This window comes from Aeromonas sp. s5 (assembly GCF_040907865.1).
Taxonomy (GTDB): domain Bacteria; phylum Pseudomonadota; class Gammaproteobacteria; order Enterobacterales; family Aeromonadaceae; genus Aeromonas; species Aeromonas dhakensis.
This window is the reverse complement of the sequence record NZ_JBFOCO010000033.1, coordinates 235,483-252,555: the sequence shown is the minus strand read 5'-3', so window position 1 is coordinate 252,555 and position 17,073 is coordinate 235,483. Positions and strand designations below refer to the sequence as shown.

General features: G+C 57.4%; 11 protein-coding genes and 3 tRNA genes. 9 read left to right on the top strand and 5 right to left on the bottom strand.

The features are described from left to right. Positions 1-1,048: 1,048 nt before the first annotated feature. From AB5Y94_RS20480 to dauA, 5 genes are all read right to left on the bottom strand, one after another. The gene (locus AB5Y94_RS20480) at positions 1,049-2,011 is read right to left on the bottom strand and encodes a site-specific integrase (protein ID WP_368206445.1); all 963 of its coding nucleotides are present in this window, start codon (positions 2,009-2,011) and stop codon (positions 1,049-1,051) included. 137 nt (positions 2,012-2,148) lie between these two features. Continuing rightward, positions 2,149-3,288, bottom strand: a complete 1,140-nt coding sequence (locus tag AB5Y94_RS20475; RefSeq protein WP_368206444.1) for a tyrosine-type recombinase/integrase — start codon at positions 3,286-3,288, stop codon at positions 2,149-2,151. A gap of 769 nt (positions 3,289-4,057) precedes the next feature. After that, on the bottom strand, positions 4,058-5,365 hold the full coding sequence (locus AB5Y94_RS20470) for a tyrosine-type recombinase/integrase (RefSeq protein WP_368206443.1): 1,308 nt from the start codon (positions 5,363-5,365) through the stop codon (positions 4,058-4,060). 83 nt (positions 5,366-5,448) lie between these two features. Beyond that, positions 5,449-5,536: transfer RNA gene (locus AB5Y94_RS20465), tRNA-Ser, on the bottom strand. 272 nt (positions 5,537-5,808) lie between these two features. Continuing rightward, on the bottom strand, positions 5,809-7,605 hold the full coding sequence (gene dauA / locus AB5Y94_RS20460; protein WP_181969378.1) for a C4-dicarboxylic acid transporter DauA: 1,797 nt from the start codon (positions 7,603-7,605) through the stop codon (positions 5,809-5,811). 490 nt (positions 7,606-8,095) lie between these two features. Here dauA and AB5Y94_RS20455 point away from each other — a divergent pair. From AB5Y94_RS20455 to AB5Y94_RS20415, 9 genes are all read left to right on the top strand, one after another. Next, positions 8,096-8,171: transfer RNA gene (locus AB5Y94_RS20455), tRNA-Asn, on the top strand. Positions 8,172-8,173: 2 nt separating this feature from the next. Next, positions 8,174-8,249, top strand: a tRNA-Asn gene (locus AB5Y94_RS20450). 225 nt (positions 8,250-8,474) lie between these two features. Next, positions 8,475-9,581, top strand: coding sequence for an HlyD family secretion protein (locus AB5Y94_RS20445; RefSeq protein ID WP_117403292.1), 1,107 nt, complete (start codon positions 8,475-8,477; stop codon positions 9,579-9,581). Continuing rightward, positions 9,581-10,573, top strand: coding sequence for a DUF2955 domain-containing protein (locus AB5Y94_RS20440; RefSeq protein ID WP_368206442.1), 993 nt, complete (start codon positions 9,581-9,583; stop codon positions 10,571-10,573). The genes AB5Y94_RS20445 and AB5Y94_RS20440 overlap by 1 nt, the downstream gene beginning before the upstream one ends. Before the next feature lie 87 nt (positions 10,574-10,660). After that, positions 10,661-11,146: a YqhA family protein gene (locus AB5Y94_RS20435; protein ID WP_005301997.1), complete on the top strand. Its 486-nt coding sequence runs from the start codon at positions 10,661-10,663 to the stop codon at positions 11,144-11,146. A 117-nt stretch (positions 11,147-11,263) separates the two neighbouring features. Next, positions 11,264-11,713 carry a hypothetical protein gene (locus AB5Y94_RS20430; RefSeq protein ID WP_005302000.1) on the top strand — a complete coding sequence of 150 codons (450 nt, stop codon included), beginning with the start codon at positions 11,264-11,266 and terminating at the stop codon, positions 11,711-11,713. Between the two features lie 4 nt (positions 11,714-11,717). Continuing rightward, positions 11,718-14,687: a YncE family protein gene (locus AB5Y94_RS20425; RefSeq protein WP_368206441.1), complete on the top strand. Its 2,970-nt coding sequence runs from the start codon at positions 11,718-11,720 to the stop codon at positions 14,685-14,687. Further along, the gene (locus AB5Y94_RS20420) at positions 14,687-15,505 is read left to right on the top strand and encodes an FTR1 family protein (protein ID WP_368206440.1); all 819 of its coding nucleotides are present in this window, start codon (positions 14,687-14,689) and stop codon (positions 15,503-15,505) included. The genes AB5Y94_RS20425 and AB5Y94_RS20420 overlap by 1 nt, the downstream gene beginning before the upstream one ends. A 96-nt stretch (positions 15,506-15,601) precedes the next feature. Further along, the gene (locus tag AB5Y94_RS20415) at positions 15,602-17,026 is read left to right on the top strand and encodes an FAD-dependent oxidoreductase (protein ID WP_368206439.1); all 1,425 of its coding nucleotides are present in this window, start codon (positions 15,602-15,604) and stop codon (positions 17,024-17,026) included. Positions 17,027-17,073: the final 47 nt, after the last annotated feature.

Below are 17,073 nucleotides of genomic sequence, written 5' to 3'. Positions count from 1 at the left end.
CAAATTCGAGCTTGTTTTGATGGGGCGGCCAGTAGCGCTCATGTCCGGCAGGGTCAGCAGCTCACCCTGCATCACCGACCTGACAGCCTGCTGAACCTGTTGTGTGGCAATGCCTACGTTCTGACCGTCATATGACGGAATATCATGCCCCGCTGTAGTATTTTCATTATTATTCATTTTTATAGTCCTCGGCTTTATCGCCTGATTGTTGTTATATAGAAGCCTTGTCATTTTCTACTTTTTAATTTCGTGATCAGCAAGTGAGTCCTAGCGCCCGCAGGCGTTCGAGCGCCTGATCCTGTGCATCGTTCGAATAGTCAGGTTCCTGAGTGATCCGAGCAAGACGCTCAACCAGCCGCCTGCCATTCTCATCGAGCCTCACAGACACATCGAGCAATGACACTGTGTATTGAGTGTTACATGCCGATGCCAACGCAGCAGTCAGCACCCTGCTAGATCCGGTGCGCGGGTGTTCTGAAATGATTGCCAAAATTTCGTTTAGAATTTTCATCTATTTCCTCTATGTTGTTAAACAATATGGTGCCTTTTCGGCTGTCATAAATTCTGCTGGTTAGATACTGGTTGTGATGTAAACGCCCTCGATTGATCAGCACCAAGCGATGTTATGGCTGCGTTTTGTGTAATAACAAATAATCATCTAAACATTTTTTATGTCTGGTATTTCGCCATCAATATGGATGACCGTCACCGATATATAGGCATCAAGGTAGTTCCTCCTCGTGCCTCGTCAGATTCCACCTTGACCCCTATATTCGGCTCCTTTGTCATGCCATATTAATCGCTTCATACCCTCCATAAAAATGGGTTCTCCACCCCACTCCGGTCGCTGCGCAACCTACGGGGGTTCCGGGTTCGCTACTCTCACCACACCCACATTCTTACGTTCGTAAGAATGTTTTACCCCGCGTTCTTACGCTGTGTTGGCTCTGCGTTCTTACGGTTGCGACGAAGGCGTTCTTACGGTTGCGCCCCAGGGGGATTTGCCATGCTGTGATAGCAGCAAGGCAGTCCCCCTGTAGCCGCTCCCTTATCGGGATAAGTCGTCATCGGCATCGCGATGCCGATTGATGAATGCCGCCATGCCTCTCGGCGTTGTTGGGGCAGTTGAATCTGCGCTCGGCGAAGGCTCAGCCACTGTTGTGGGTGTAGCTACCTGGCGATAAGTTTTGTTATCCACAGAAAGCTCGGCGTGCGTTGTCCTGATATGGCTCAGGTCAGCATCCGCTGGGCAAGTGGGTAACACGTAACCATTGGCGGATTTACGATTGCCGTATTTGTCCACAGAAGACGTTGCCTGATGACCCATGATGTAGGCAATGCGCTGCCGGTCGAGCTCTGAGGCTTTGAGCTCAGAGCCCATCTGATGGCGCCAGCTGTAAAAGGTCGGCAGCGATTTTCGCGTCGGCCAGAGGTTTTTGCCCGCCGCACGCAGCTTGTCCTGCAATGAGCCAATTTTTGCTTTCTTTGCCTCGGTCACCATAAGTTGCAATTCTTCTGGCGAAAGAGTGTCAAACTGTAAGACCCTATCTGCACCACGTTTGCCATTATGGCTTTTTTTGGCTCCGATAACGGTGAGCCGATTACCCTGCGCAGTTATGGTGGCTAGTTCAGCAGGTCTTATCCCCGCGCGCATAAACAACAACATGGCCGCCAACATAGCGCTGTCATTACGCGCCTTAAAATACTGAGTCAGTGCAACGAGGTCATCATTATCGACCCTCTTAACTCTTTTTTGTCTTGCCTTAACCGGTATATCTGGCCTACTCAGGGCTTGAATTCGCTCGGCCGCGTCGGGAAAATTCAACAATCGTTGATGATATACCAGTGCACAGCGCAGTTTTCTCCAATAGCCAGGACTGCATTCTGAAGCGCGAGCCAACAATTCATCCGCAATGTTTTTTGCTGTGATATTGAGGCCCTTTTCCTTTAGGATTTCATAATGATTTTTTGCCAGTCTTTCATATTCCTTTTCCGTTGCCTGTGTAGCCATTCGGTCATCTCCCAGAGCGCTTGAATAACGCCTTCTTTAGATAGTGGGCAGGATTTCTCCACCCACGACGTGGATCCCTTTATTAAAGGTGCGATTTAGTTTTAAATTAATGCTGAATGCGTGATGTAGACAGTGATTTACTGCGCCACAGAAATTCGCTGCATTAAAACACTCATTAATCTCTGCATGACAGCAGGAGTTGCCAGTAATGCGTCGACATCGAATTCGCTTTCTGTGTTTTTATCTTCAGTTTTTTGATTACAGCTCGGCACAGTAACTTGAGCCTGCTGACCAGCCATACAGGCATTAAATACCGTGTCAGCCCTACCCCTATAATCAGGGGCGTCCTCCATCAACCACTTGCCATAATGGCGTACCACCATTTCTGTACCGGTGTGCCCCATCTGACGGGCTATCCACTCGATGCTGATCCCCGCCGAGAGCAGTTGGCTTGCATAGGTGTGCCGAAATTGAGATGGCCCCCGATAACGCACCCCAGCAGCCTGACAGAACGGCCTGAAAAACCGCTCACGGAACTCATCAACCGAGGCATAACTGCGCCTTTTGGCGCTGTAGTAAGCCAGCAGGGTGCGTTGTTCACTCATCTGAGTGCGATTGTCCGACCTCGTGACCGTAATCTTCTTAGCCTTACGATGCTCCGCTAGCCTCATCAGGGTCTTGAGAGATCCAACAGCCTGTTCTGACAGCTCTATCGTGCGAATAGATCCCCTGGTTTTGGGCGTTTTGTACTGCCCATCAACCAACGCAAGGTCAACCAATAAGGTCTTCTTGTCGAGATTGACCGCCTCCGCACTGACCGCCATTAACTCACTGATGCGCAGACCCGTAGAGATACCGAGTTGGATGAGTGACACCTCCAGCAAATGGGTGTTTTTCAGGGCGAGAAATGCCTTAATTTCGTATTGATAAAATGGATCGGGTTCGTCCACCTCAAATTTACATTTTTTAATGCCATCCATTGGACTGGTATGAATAACACCATCGCTGACAGCTCGGGCAAAGACTTGTCTCAATATATCCAAATATTGGTTAATGGTATTTCCTTTATATTTTTTGTTGCAAAATTTCACTACGAGCAGTTCAATGTCACTCGCACGATATGACGTCAGCGGTTTATCACCAATCCATTTTATCAACTGTTCTGCTTTACGCTTCGAAATGTCATAGGTTGTCTGCGCATACTGGTATTTTTTGATTTCCAGGTGCTGACGAATGGCTGCCGCCAGTGAATGCTCATCAACAATGACTGAACGCACAGTGTTGTGTTTAGTTTTTTGTTTTTGAACGGTCCTTTTATTGGTTTATTTGTTCATAATTACCCTCATTACAGTTATAAATACTCCTTCAATTACAAAAACAGCAATAGCAAAACGTGATGCTCACGCATCGATACCGAGAGGGTAATAGTGCACCTAAAAACAGCGATATAAATTACTCTGTGACGCTATAAACAGATAAGTTTCACCTCAAAATCCTGTTAATTTGTCAAATGCCAAGTATACATTAGCGATAGCTGATGTCATTTAATCGATATAATCAAATGTTCCCGTCAGATTTTTACTCAACATTGCATCAAGCAAATACCATGTGTTATTCACTTCACCCGAATTTGGGTAATAACAACCCGTTCAGCGTATCGAAGATAGCTGTGATATTGGTGGTATTTTTTAAATCTGAAGGGGTGATAACCCTTGTTTGAACGAGATAAACGTGTCGGTGTGTTCTACGCCATATTCATTTCGTTTCGATCCTTCGTGTTTACTGTCGTTGTTATGTCCTTGTTAGCAGCTTTATCAGCATACTACAACGATTGAGGCCCACCTGTCAATGAGAATGACCCACAAAGAAAAAGAAATGTCAACATTTTTTTATTGGGTTTTTTAAATGTTTTCCAGTGCGCTTAAAATCATTATAAATCATGATGATAGGGCGCTACTCGCCCCATTAAACCGCCGAGAAATGCTCTCATATTGGTTTTTTCATGGGGGGTAGACAGCCCTGTTACCCAAAAAATATGCGTCATCTTTACGGTGATTTTCCCCCTGACAGCAGGTGGTGGGGTATCAGGTCGGTAGGAAGGGATTGGATTTTCTCATTCAGCAGCCTAATGTTCACGCGTTTGCCATAGCGGCCAAACGTCAGGCCGTTTTTACTGTGTCCCGCAAGTTCGGCCACAAAATGCTCAGCGACATCCGCCTGCTGTAACTCATCGATGAAGCTATGCCGCAGCCCGTAAAGCGTGGGACGGCCCTGACCTACGATGCCAGCATCATTGAGGTGGCGTTGGAAGCGACAGGTGATGTTATGCGCCCAGTCGTCGTCTTTGCCTGATGGTTGGTCATCGAACAAAAATACCTTCCCTTGACTGCGACGACTCTCCACATAGTCCAGGAATTGATGTCCGATCAACGCACTGTGCAGTGGAACGGTACGGTAAGCATTGACGGTTTTGAGCTGCTGATCCACCTCTCCCGCATCGACCATCAGACACCAAATCCCCTCAACCTGTTTGATGTTCTGAGTTTTGAGCTGGCAAGCCTCGGAGGGTCGCAGCCCGGCATACAGGCACAGCAGGGGCACCCACCAGTCTTGGATCCTCAATTTTTTGCCTTTCTGGGATTGTTTGCTGCGCAGGCTGGCAAACAGCTGAGCCAGTTGAGGGCGATGCCAGCGCACTCGCTCCTCATCCGCCCGTTTGTGCGGCTTCTTGCCTGCCGTCAACCCATCAAAAGGGTTACGGCTGCAATAGTCCAGCGCCACGCACCAACGGAAGAACTGTTTCAGGGCGGCGAGGTAATCTCCTTTGGTTTTGAAACTGAGGTTGGTCTTGCGCAGCAAGCTGTTGCGGTACTCCTGCGCCAGAGCGGGCGTCACCTCATCGACTTTAACCCCTTTGGCCCAGGTGACGAAGGCGTTGATCCGAAGTTGGAGCTGGCCCACCGACCTATGCTGGATCCCCTCACTGGTTTTAGTCTCGATGAATCTCGCCAATGCGTGGGTGAGCGTGATCCCACTGCTGGGGCAAGCTGGGGCATCAACAGAAGGTTCACAAGGTGTGGAAGGTGTTTGAGGAGGGATGAACCCCGCGACTTTGAACGCGTCAAGATCGGCGCGGATCCAGCGATAGAAACTGCGAGGGGAAGTATCAGCAGGGGTAGCCGCGATAAGTGCACGAGTACGAGCTGCCACTGCTAGGTTGCGGTCTACGGCGAGCTGACGATCTTTGGTGCAAAGGGAAGTACGGATAGCGAAGGGCAAGCCACGGTCACGTAGTGACTTAGGCAGCGGGAGACGAGTGTAGTAGGTGCCGGAGGCATTTTTACTCAGATACATGATTGTTCCACCCAGTTGATCCAGGAAAAAAATCACGTAAGTCTAGAAATGAAAAAACCCGTTGAAATTCAACGGGTTATATTTGGCGGTGAGGGAGGGATTCGAACCCTCGATACGTTGCCGTATACACACTTTCCAGGCGTGCTCCTTCAGCCACTCGGACACCTCACCAAATTTTTACTTCTTGAAGTGGCTTTCGGAGCACGCTGCGCGTGCATCTTGCCGACTTCGTCGGTGGGCAGCCTCTCGGTCACCTCACCAAATTTTGGTCTGTTGTTTAACGTGCTCAGCCAGCACTTCGTTCGTTGCGCCGTTGCGCTGGAACGGGGCGTAATGTACGGGATACGACGGCATTCGGTCAATGCAATTTTTCACTTTTTGCGTTCGTTTGCTCATTATCCGAACCAAGTGACTAAAAACATGCCGTTTCGTATCCCTTTCAATCAATTTCCAGCCGCTTCGTGCAAATGCTCGCCTTTGAGTGCCTCTTCCAGCGAGCCGTAAAACTCCAGCTGACCGGGCACCGGACGCACCTTGGCGCGCGCCAGGGTCTTGAGCGGCTGAAACTGCAACTCGGCGACCCGCAACTGCACCCCTGCCTTGGCCATCTGCTTTTCAAACTGCAGGAAGGCGGAGAGGCCACCTGCGTCCAGGATGGAGACCGCCTCCATCTGCAACACCAGCAGCTTGTGCCCCTTGACCTGGGCCACCAGCTCGCCGAACACCCGCTCGGCGGCGGCGAAGAACAGCGGGCCGTTGACCTTGTAGAGCAGCGCCTGCTCCGGCACTTCATGGGCGTAGCGCTTGTGATCCGCCAGGTTGTGCAGCTTGGTCATCTTGGCAATCTCGCGCATGAACAGCAGGGAGGCGAGGATCACCCCGAAAGTGATGGCGATGACCATGTCGAAGATGACGGTCAGCGACAGGCAGACCAGCAGCACCAGCACGTCGGACCTGGGGGCGCGGCGAATGAGCTCCACCACCTTGTGCGCCTCGCTCATGTTCCAGGCGACGATGAGCAGCAGGGCCGCCATGGCCGAGAGCGGCAGCCAAGAGAGCCAGGGCGCCAGCACCAGGATGGCCGCCAGCACCACCAGCGCATGCACGATGCCGGAGATGGGAGAGGTAGCCCCGGCCCGCACGTTGGCGGCGGAGCGGGCAATGGCAGCGGTGGCGGTGATGCCGCCAAAGAAGGGGGCGACTATGTTGCCAAGCCCCTGCCCCACCAGCTCGGCGTTGGAGCTGTGCTTGCGACCTGTCATGCCGTCCAGCACCACGGCGCAGAGCAGGGATTCGATGGCCCCCAGCATCGCCATGGAGAAAGCCGCGGGCAGCAGGCGCTCGATGGCGGCCAGGTTCCACTCCACCGGCGAACCATCCGGCCCCGGCAGGGCCCAGGGCATCACCAGGGTCGGCGCGATGGGCGGGATCCCCATGCCCTGGCTGCCGTCGGCCAGGGTATAGCTGAACTTGCTGCCGATGGTGGCGACGTCCACCCCGAACTGATGCAGGCCAAAGCCAAGGCCCACCCCCACCAGCACGGCGGGCAGGTGGCCGGGCACTGGCAGACGCAGGCGCGGCCAGAGCAGCAGCACCGCCAGGGTCGCAACCCCCACCAGCGTATCCCCCCACTGCCAGCTGGGCAGGGCATGGGCCAGTGCCTCGACTTTGCCAATATAGGTCTCCGGCATCTCGGGCACCTGCAGACCGAAGAAGTCCTTGATCTGCAAGGTGGCGATCACGATAGCGATACCACCGGTAAAGCCCAGGGTCACCGATGGCGGAATGTACTCGATGAGGCGCCCGAGCCGGGCCACCCCCATGGCCACCAGGAAGAAGCCCGAGATCAGGGTCGCCATCAACAGGCCACCCACGCCGAACTGCTGGGCCACCGGATAGAGGATCACCACGAAGGCGGCGGTCGGCCCCGAGATGGAGAAGCGGGAGCCACCGGTCACGGCGATGACGATGCCGGCGATGATGGCGGTATAGAGACCGTGCTGGGGCGGCACACCACTGGCAATGGCCAGCGCCATGGCCAGTGGAATGGCGATGATGCCGACCGTGATACCGGCGATCAGGTCGCGGCCGAAGCGGGGAACGCTGTAGGGTTCGTCAATACAGGATTGGCGTAAAGCAATGGCCAGCTTCACGCTTTGCAAAGGTGCTTGGTTGTGCATGTATTCGTAATACCAGAAGAGGGAGATAAAGGCCGGATTGAACCGGCGCCCGATCATCATCAAGGGCCGGCAGAGCTGTCGACACGGCGATGGTATCCTGGCCAACCATACCCCAGCCGATGAAATATTTCGATGGGCGGGATCAATGAATGGCCGTTACCACGCAATATTGCCGGTGATAGTCAGCATATCGACCACTTTTCTCACCATTACGCAGCACACTCACTTCGCCTGCTAACCAATTTTTCCCTTCCTTATCCTGGTCGCGCGCCCTCCCCCTCTTTATATCTACCCGTCGGATACGGTGCCGGCGCTCGCCCCTCCCTCATCCTGTCCCGGCAGCCAATGCATTTCATCTACCTCCTAACTCGGCTGCTTCCCCCTTGGCGAGCCTGCGAGGCTCACTCCAAGCTGCTGATTGTGCTGAAAATAGTCCGCAGCGGCCAAGTTTTGGGCAAACGGTCCGAAATCCCCTTTTTGCAACGGATCGCGGGTTGACACCCGGCGGACGGGCCATTAATATCCGCACCGTCTCGACGAGACAGGCAATTCCTCCTTAGTTCAGTCGGTAGAACGGCGGACTGTTAATCCGTATGTCACTGGTTCAAGTCCAGTAGGAGGAGCCAATTCCCTCGTAGTTCAGTCGGTAGAACGGCGGACTGTTAATCCGTATGTCACAGGTTCAAGTCCTGTCGAGGGAGCCACATTCGAAAGCCCAGCCTTTGGCTGGGCTTTTTCGTATCCAACGTTCGAAGCTGCCATCAGGTAGCCGTGGCTTATACTTCCACCGAACGGCCTCAGCCCGGGTGTCGGCATCCCCTTCTTCCGTGCCCTTTCACGACACCACCCTTGCTTTTTTGCTTGCCTCTGCCGGATATTCGTTATCACAATTACCGCCCCTGTACACACCGTCAGAAGGACCCCTTGGCATGTCTGAGGATGCGATGCAAAAAGAAGCAGTGCCTGCTCAAGCCACCAAGCAACCAAAAGATCCCGTCCGGCGTCTTACGCTGCAATTGGTCATGCTTGCCTTGATCGTCTTGGTCTATGTGCTGTTTGCTCAACGCCTGACCCCGATGAGCAGCCAGGGTACGGTACAGGCCTTTTTGATCCGCCTGGCCCCCGAGGTGGCCGGACGGGTGACTGCGGTGGAAGTCAGTGACAATCAGCAGGTTTCCGCCGGCATGCCGCTGTTTCAAATCAACCAGGAGCCCTATCTGATTGCCGTCACCCAAGCTGAAGCCCATGTGGCAGCTGTCGGGCAATCGATCGGGGCTGACACTGCCGCGGTGCAAACCGCCCAGGCCAAGGTGGTACAGGCCAAATCGGCCAAGGATAACGCTGCCGACAATACCGCCAGGGTGGTCGAGCTGGCCAAACGAGGGGTCATGTCGATCGCGCAGCGGGATCAGGCGACGGCAACCTTGCAGCAAGCCATAGCCTCCCTAGCGGCCGCACAGGCAGAGTTGCGCCGTGCAGAACAGAGCCTCGGGCCCGCCGGCAATGAAAATCCCAAGCTGAAAGAAGCGATGGCCGCCCTGGCCAAAGCCAGACTCGATCTCATTCGCACCACGGTCAAAGCGCCCAACAAGGGGGCCATTACCAACATACAGCTGGCGCCAGGCCAGTATGCCGCCGTGGGAAGTCCGGCAATGACCTTCATCGATACCTCGGCGGTCTGGATCAGCTGTATGCTGCCCGAAAACTCGTTGGAATACCTGCGACCGGGCATCAAGGCCGAAGTGGTCTTCGATGTACTCCCCGGCCGCGTCTTCAAAGCTCACCTCGATACCCTGGGTTGGGGCAGTGCTGGCAATACCACCACAGACCAGACCACCGGCCTGCTCACGGCACCACAAAACAGCCCCAGTGCGCGCCAGTTTCCAGTGAGCCTGGTACTGGATGAGGCACTCCCCCGCGGGTTGCGCTATGGCTCCCAGGCCACCGTCATTTTCTATCCCAACAAGGTGGGCATGATGGATACGATTGCCGCCGGCTGGATCCGTGTTGTCAGCCTGCTGACCTATATTGCCTGATGATGAACAAAGCGTGGTGGCAATGCAGCCTGCGTCTTGGCGTCATTCCCATGGCGGCACTGACGGTTACCCTGGCCACGGGTCAGGCCTTGCCCTTTCTGATCCCCATGTTCATCGTCATCATGCTGATGCTGAGTCCGACGCGCCTGCCGCTGATGATGGTAGTGAGAATGCTGGCACTGATCGTCGGTTGTACCGCGCTCATCTGTTTTCTTGCACATGTGGTCGGCACCAATCCCGTCGCTTTCTGGCTCGCCATGGCTGCGGTTGTGGTTCTGGCCTTTGCCCGCCTTGGCAAGAACCCTGACGATCTGCCCGGATTGCTGGTGCTGATCGTGTCGTCGATGACGATGGTGCTGGTACAAAGCCAGCCATCGCTGGTTCTGGCACTCCCCGTGTTGATGGGAAAAGCCTTTCTGAACGCCTATTTATGGTGTCTGCTGGCCTTTGCCATCTGGCCCCGGCCTTCCCCTCCGCTAACGCCTCTGACCGCCATGCGCGGTGATGAAAGGGTGATGCTGATCCTGGGAAAGAGCGCCGCTCTGTTGCTGGCCATCGGCATCGCCATTTGGCTGCAAGACAGCAGTGCCATCTTGATCGGGGCCACGATTGCCAACCTGCTGCGCGCCAGCGACCCCCATCTGACACGAATGAACAGCAAACCACTGCTGCAGGCCAACTTGCTGGCGGCGGCCTTGGCTACCCCGGTGATCCTGCTGGCCTACATCAGTCAGTCTCCCCTGCTCCTGTCACTGCTGGCGCTCGCCGGTAGCATCTGGCTGGCGGGACGATTGGCGGCAGCCTGGCCCAAAGTGGTGGTACAAACTGCAATGACGGTTTACATCACTTTGCTGGGAACCGCCTTGCCCCAGTATCAGCAAGGGCTGCACCTGGTATGGGATCGACTCGCGACACTGTTGCTGGTCGTCCTCTATTGCACCCTGGTTGTGCATCTCTTGACCACATCAACCGATAAGTCATGTCCTGCTTGAACGACATCATCTTGTCCAGACCGTTTATTGTCAGAGGGTAGAGACATGCTTTGCCCTTTGCGACCCCCACTCGATTCAGGAGTTTCTATGCGCCGTTTCAACTTAATGCTCAATGGCAGCCGGTTGATGATGTTTCCCTTCTATGTCTGCATCCTTGTCTGTGTCGCCCTCTTGATGGTGAAGTTCGCCATGCAGCTCTATGAGCTGTGTCGCGACATCATCGACATCCCCTATCTGGATCTCATCACAGGGGTGCTGACCCTGGTGGACTTCGTGCTGGTGGCCCAGATGCTGATCCTGGTGGCCATCTGCGGCTACGTGCAGTTCATCAAGACCCCAGAGCAGCGGGCAGCCCTTGGCGACAACTGGCTCAGCAAGATCAACTTTGCCTCCCTCAAACTCATCGTCATCAACTCCCTGGTCACCATCGCCGGGATCGAGGTGCTCAAGGCCTTCCTGACCGACGGTACCGGCAACGAGATTGAGATGAAGTGGTCGGTCATCGTCTTCCTCGCCTTCTCCACCGCAGCGCTCATCTACGCGGTCACCGAGCGGCTGGCGGACCACAAGTAGCGCCGGTTTTCATTCAGCCTTTATTCATCAAGAGCCGAATTGATAACTCTTTTCATTACCTTTACTGCATTGTAAACTTGCTCCCCCGGGCTGAACTGCCCGGGCGTTGGAGCACCTATGACAAGCCTTTCCCTCTCACCACGACACTGCTGGCAGTGGCTGGCCTATCACCATCAGGCCGCCGAGGGCTCCCTCTATCTGATGTTCTTCTCCGGCCTGCTGCTGTGGGAACCGCTGACCCCGCTCTGGTCGCTGGCACGCTGGAATCTGTTCCTGCACGTCGCCCTCTCGCTCACCCTGTTCCCCCTGCTGTTCGGCGCGTTCTGGCTCTCCCATCGCAGCCTGCTGCGCAAAAGCCGCAAGCCATTCTTGCGCACCACGGGCCGCATCATCGAAGCCTTGCTGCTGGTCTGTCTGGCCAGCGGACTGCTGCTGGTATTGCACGGCACCCCGGGCGATAGCCTCGGCAACCTTGCCAGCTGGGCCCACTGGCTGAGCGCCCTCGCGTTGACCCCCCTGGTGCTGCGCCACGCCTGGCGCTGGACCATCTTGAAATGGCGCACCTGACCTTATGTTGAAGTTGTTGTTATCCCTGATGTTGGCCACCCTGCTGCTGGGGACCGCCTCGGCCCAGGAGATGGGCGCCGCCATGATTGCCTATGACGAGGGGAACGCCCCGCGCCTCGTCACCGCCAACCAGAGCGCAGGCTCGGTCACCCTGCTTGAGCGCGACAGCGGCAAGCGACTCAAAGAGGCACAACTGGGGGGCGATCTGCGCCAGCTGGCCCGCACCGACGATGGCACCCTGCTGGTCACCGATTACAGTGGCGATCGGTTGCTGCTGCTGGATGATGATCTCGACCTGGACAAGGCGATCCCCACCGGCCATCGTCCCTACGGGGTCATCTTCGACTCCAAACGGCAGTGGTTCTGGGTCACGCTGTTCGAAGCAGGCCGCCTGCAGGCCTATGACACCACGGGCAAGCTGCAGCTGGATGCAGAAACCGCCGAGACACCCCGCGGGCTGGCCCTGACCGACGACGATCGCCTGCTGCTCACCCACGCCATGACCGGCCAGCTCGCCATCTATGATCTCGCCAAGCTTGAGAAGGGCGCCAAAGGCGCTACCCTGCCCAAGCCCAAGCTCATCACCCTGGCCGAGACCCACAGCGACACCCCAAGCGACTCGCAGGGCTTGCCGCGCCTGCTGGACGGCATCACCCTCTCCCCCGATGGCAGCGAAGCCTGGCTGCCCCACGTGCTGTGGAGTTTCGACCACCCCTTCCAGTTTCAGAGCACCGTCTTCCCGGCGGTCGCCATCATCGATCTGGATGAAGAGAAAGAGCGGGTCGATGAAAGAAAGCAGCTCTTCTTGCAGATCAACCTGCCCAGCGTCGGCAACCGCAGCCAGATCGTCTCCAACCCGTTCGCGGCGCGCTTCGCCGCCGATGGCAAGCGGGTCTACCTGACCCTGGCGGGTTCGGAGGACCTGCTGGTGTTCGACCTGTCGCGCAGCGGCAAGCAGAACAGCAACCGCCACAGACGCAAGAAGTTTCAGGGCGGCGCCAAGGCGACCCAGCTCCTTCGCCACCTGCCGGGCCAGAATCCGCGGGACTTGTTTGTAGACGGCAACCACATCCTGGTACACAACGTCATGGGGCAGGATCTCACCCGCCTCAACACCGGCGGCAGCGGCCCCTTCGCCCGGGTCACAGTGGATGTCCCCCACTTCGCCAAGCTGGTCGAGACGGATCCGCGCCCCGAAGCGCTTCAGCGCGGCGAGCGGTTGTTCAATCTGGGCAACACCGCCGCCAACAGCCGCTTCCCCATGGCGGGGGACAACTGGATGAGCTGCAACTCCTGCCATCTGGACGGGTTCAACTTCACCAACCGCTATCTGATGGCGGCCCACCGCCAGCAGAGCGGCGACAATGCCATCAACGGCCACGCCAACCTCGTCAACATGGTGGCGGGTGACTTTATTGGCGAATACCTGCGCATGACCCAGCAGACCCAGGGCGGCATGGGCCATGACACCCGCGATGGCGCCGAAGCGGTCGACCCCGCGAGGCCTCAGCCCGAGGTGAAGGCGATGATGGAGGATCTGCACGCCTTCGTCACCGCCGATGGCAACCTCCCCTATCTTGCCAACTGGCTCAGGCTCGATGCCCCGCGCACGGATCCCGCCAAGGCACCGACCACCCATCCCAAGGAGTGGCTCAACTCCGCCTCCTGCCAGAACTGCCACCAACAGGCATTCCAGGACTGGAGCGAGAGCAACCACCGGCTGATGGGCAACTCCCACCCCTACTACAAGGTGGTGCAGGCGCTGGCCCGCGAAACCGAAGGGGAGGCCTTCGGTCAGTGGTGCCAGGGGTGCCACATGCCTCAGCAGGTGCTGAACGGTCAGCAGGATCTGCCCAAGGGCTCCCACATGTTTGAGCGCGGTGGCGCCTCGCTCATTGCCGCACACCAGAAAGGTGAACCCGTGGTGGAAGAAGGGACCGGCTGCGTGCTCTGCCATCGCATCACCAAAGTGGAAGATGCCGGCGGCAACAGCGCCTTTACCGTGAATCTGAAAGACCGCGAGAGCTATGTGTTCGAAGATACCGCCGGTGGCAGCCTCAAGCACTGGCTGGCCGAGCGGCAGATCAACGCCCGCCCCGCCATGCACAAGGCCTCCTACCAGAAGGATTTCTACCGCGACGCGGCCCTGTGCAAGTCCTGCCACAACGAGTTTGCCCCGGGCACCGGTGCCAATATCGTCAACACCTGGGACGAGTGGGAAAAATCCAGCTTCGCCAAAGCCGAAGATCCTGCCAAGCGCCGCACCTGCATCGACTGCCATATGAACCCGGAGCCGGGCAACGGCGGCGCGCCGGTGGCGGGCCAGTCCACCGAAAACGGCACAGTGAAAGAGCGGCTCTATCGCCACAACTTTACCGGCGCCCAGCACCAGCTGGTGGGGCTGAGGAGTGCAACGCTCGAGCAGGAGAGCCTGGCGCTCTTGCGCTCAAGCGCCACCCTCTCTGCCCGCATTGAAAACCAGAGCGGCCAGCCTGCGCTGGTGGTGCGGGTCGCCAATACCGGCGCCGGCCACGCCCTGCCCACCGGGGTGGCCGATTTCCGTGAACTCTGGCTGGAGCTGACCGTCACCGACGCCAGCGGCAAGCGGGTGCTTGCCAGCGGCCAGCCGGTGGATGGCGCGGTCCCTGAAAATGCACGACTGTTTAGAAAAGTGTTCGGTGATGCCGAGGGCAAGCCGGTGGGGCTCAAGTTCTGGCGCTACGCCAAGCTCCTTGAAGATACCCGCATTCCGGCCGATGGCTGGCGCGATGAAGCCTGGCCGTTGCCGGCGGATGCCCAGGGCCCCTTCAAGGCCGATATCAAACTCAATTTCCGCACCTACCCCAAGTGGGTCAATGATGCGGTGCGCGCCGCCGAGCCGAGCTTGCCGGAGCCACCCATAGTGCTACTCAATCGGCTGCAACTCACCTTGCAGCCTCTCCCCGTCACGCCCGCTACGGAGCCTCACACCTGATGTTTGCAAGTTTTCTCATTACCCTGCGCGAGGGGCTGGAAGCCTTCCTGCTGGTCGGCATCTGCCTCTCCTACCTCGCCAAGCTGGGGGCGAGCCGCTACAACAAGTTCGTCTATCTGGGGGTGGGGCTGGGCCTGCTTGCCTCTCTCGTGGTCGCCTTCCTGTTCCAGGTGGTGATGAGCCAGTTCGAGAGCGAGCGCTACAACCATTTGCTGATGGCGGGGATCCTGATTTTCGCCACCCTGGTGCTCACCTACATGGCGGTCTGGATGCAGAAGCAGGCCAAATCCCAGGTGGGGGCCATGACGGCGCGCATCGATGCCGCCATCGACGGCGGCAACCTGTTCGGTCTGGTGCTGCTCGCCTTCCTGGCGGTGATGCGCGAGGGCTTTGAAACCGTGCTCTTCTTCTCGGCCCTGGTCTACTCCGGGCAAGGGGTGGATCTGCACGAGGGGCTGATGGGGGCGCTGGGCGGCCTGCTGCTGTCGGTGGTACTGGTGTGGGGGCTGCTGCGCTCCACCCGCAAGGTGGCGCTGGCCCCCTTCTTCCGCTGGACCGGTCTGCTTATCATCATCATCGCCGCCGGACTGCTGTCGTCCGCCGTCAACATGCTGCAGGCAGCCGGGCTCATCACCTTCTGGACCGAGCCTGTCTTCAACATCAGTCACATTCTCGACGATCAGGGGGTATTTGGTACCTTCCTGCGCGCCCTGTTTGGCTACAATGCCTCACCAGCCGGCCTGCAGTTGCTGACCTGGGCCAGCTACCTGGTGATCTTCGTCACCGTCTGGCATCGCAACTATCGTCCCCAGCGCTGATTGCCCAGCGCGGCGCAGCAGCGGATGACAAGGCGGCTCAGCGGGGCCGCCTTTTCCACTTCTTCTCTTTTGGTCAGCGTTTCGGATAACAGAGTCATGAGCGACAACAACACACAACACATAGCGGTACTGGGCGCCGGCCCTGCCGGTCTGATGGCCGCCTGGCGCCTGCGACAGGCCGGTTTTGCGGTCACCCTGTTCGAGCAGGAGAGCGTGGTGGGCGGCATGTGCGCCACCCAGACCTTCAAGGGGCGCGACGGTGAGTATCGCTTCGACTACGGCGGCCACCGCTTCATCACCAAGAACCCCGAGCTGCTCGCCTTTATCGACGAGCTGATGGGGGACGATCTGCTCCACGCCGAGCGCAAGAGCGTGATCCGCTTCGGTGGGCGCACCTACGACTACCCCTTGAACCTGCCCAACCTGCTCAAGACGGCGCCGCTCGCCCTGATGGCTGGGGCGGTGAAGGATCTGCTGCTGTTGCCCTTTGCCAAGAAGCCCACCGATTTTGCCAAGGCAAGCTTTGCCGAGTGGATCCAGAGCCACTTCGGCCGTACCCTCTACCGTCAGTTCTTCGAGGGCTACACCGGCAAGCTGTGGGGCATCAACCCGGACAAGCTCTCCGCCGACTGGGCCGGCCAACGCATCAGCCTGATCGATTTGAAAGACGTGGCGCGCCGTCTGCTGCCAAGACGCAACGGCAGCATCTCGGTGCGCACCTATGCCCGCAAGTACCGCTACCCCAAATACGGTTTCGGCCAGATCTTCACCACCTTGGGGGAGCGGCTGGTGGCCGAGGGGGTTGAGCTGAAAACCGGCGCCACCATCACCCGCCTTGAGCAGGCTGATGGCCGTATCGAACAGGTTTATTGGTCACAAGATAACGTGGAGCAGAGCGAGCGATTTGATCAGGTCATCTCCACCCTACCGCTGCCGCTCACCTGCCAGCATCTGGGCTTGCCGTGCGATCTCCACTACCGCTCCCTGCGCTTCGTCAATATGCCGCTCAAACAGGAGAACCTGTCGGACAACACCTGGCAGTACCTCTCCGACCCCCATATTCTGGCCACCCGCTTGCAGGAGCCGCGCCGCCGCAGCCCCTTTATGGCGCCCCAGGGCCAGACTTCGGTGATGCTGGAGATCCCCTGCAACCCGGGAGATGCCACCTGGCAAGCGCCGCTCTCTGATCTGCGCGGCAGGGTCACCACTGATCTCGCCAGCCTCGGCGTCGATACCCAGAAGCTTGGCGATGAAACATTTGAAGCTCGCAGCGAATACGCCTATCCGCTGATGGATCTGGGCTACCAGACCCGCCGCAACGAGGCCATCAAGGCGCTGATGCCCATCACCAACCTCATCATGACCGGCCGCCAGGGGACATTCCGCTACATCTTCACCGACACCGCCATGGAGATGGGGATGATGGCCGCTGACATGGTGATCGACGGGGTGGACAGACGCCACGCCATCTTCAATCATCGCAACGAAAACACCGTGATCGAGACCCAGAGCGTGGCGTGAGCACGATGACTGGTGTTCAACAGGCAGACAGACGCCGCAACACCTTC

Bases quoted from the DNA above. Each gene is read 5' to 3' on its own strand.
- AB5Y94_RS20480 (WP_368206445.1), bottom strand. From the start codon at position 2,011: ATGGCTACACAGGCAACGGAAAAGGAATATGAAAGACTGGCAAAAAAT.
- AB5Y94_RS20470 (WP_368206443.1), bottom strand. From the start codon at position 5,365: ATGTATCTGAGTAAAAATGCCTCCGGCACCTACTACACTCGTCTCCCG.
- dauA (WP_181969378.1), bottom strand. From the start codon at position 7,605: ATGATGATCGGGCGCCGGTTCAATCCGGCCTTTATCTCCCTCTTCTGG.
- AB5Y94_RS20445 (WP_117403292.1), top strand. From the start codon at position 8,475: ATGTCTGAGGATGCGATGCAAAAAGAAGCAGTGCCTGCTCAAGCCACC.
- AB5Y94_RS20440 (WP_368206442.1), top strand. From the start codon at position 9,581: ATGATGAACAAAGCGTGGTGGCAATGCAGCCTGCGTCTTGGCGTCATT.
- AB5Y94_RS20435 (WP_005301997.1), top strand. From the start codon at position 10,661: ATGCGCCGTTTCAACTTAATGCTCAATGGCAGCCGGTTGATGATGTTT.
- AB5Y94_RS20430 (WP_005302000.1), top strand. From the start codon at position 11,264: ATGACAAGCCTTTCCCTCTCACCACGACACTGCTGGCAGTGGCTGGCC.
- AB5Y94_RS20425 (WP_368206441.1), top strand. From the start codon at position 11,718: ATGTTGAAGTTGTTGTTATCCCTGATGTTGGCCACCCTGCTGCTGGGG.
- AB5Y94_RS20420 (WP_368206440.1), top strand. From the start codon at position 14,687: ATGTTTGCAAGTTTTCTCATTACCCTGCGCGAGGGGCTGGAAGCCTTC.
- AB5Y94_RS20415 (WP_368206439.1), top strand. From the start codon at position 15,602: ATGAGCGACAACAACACACAACACATAGCGGTACTGGGCGCCGGCCCT.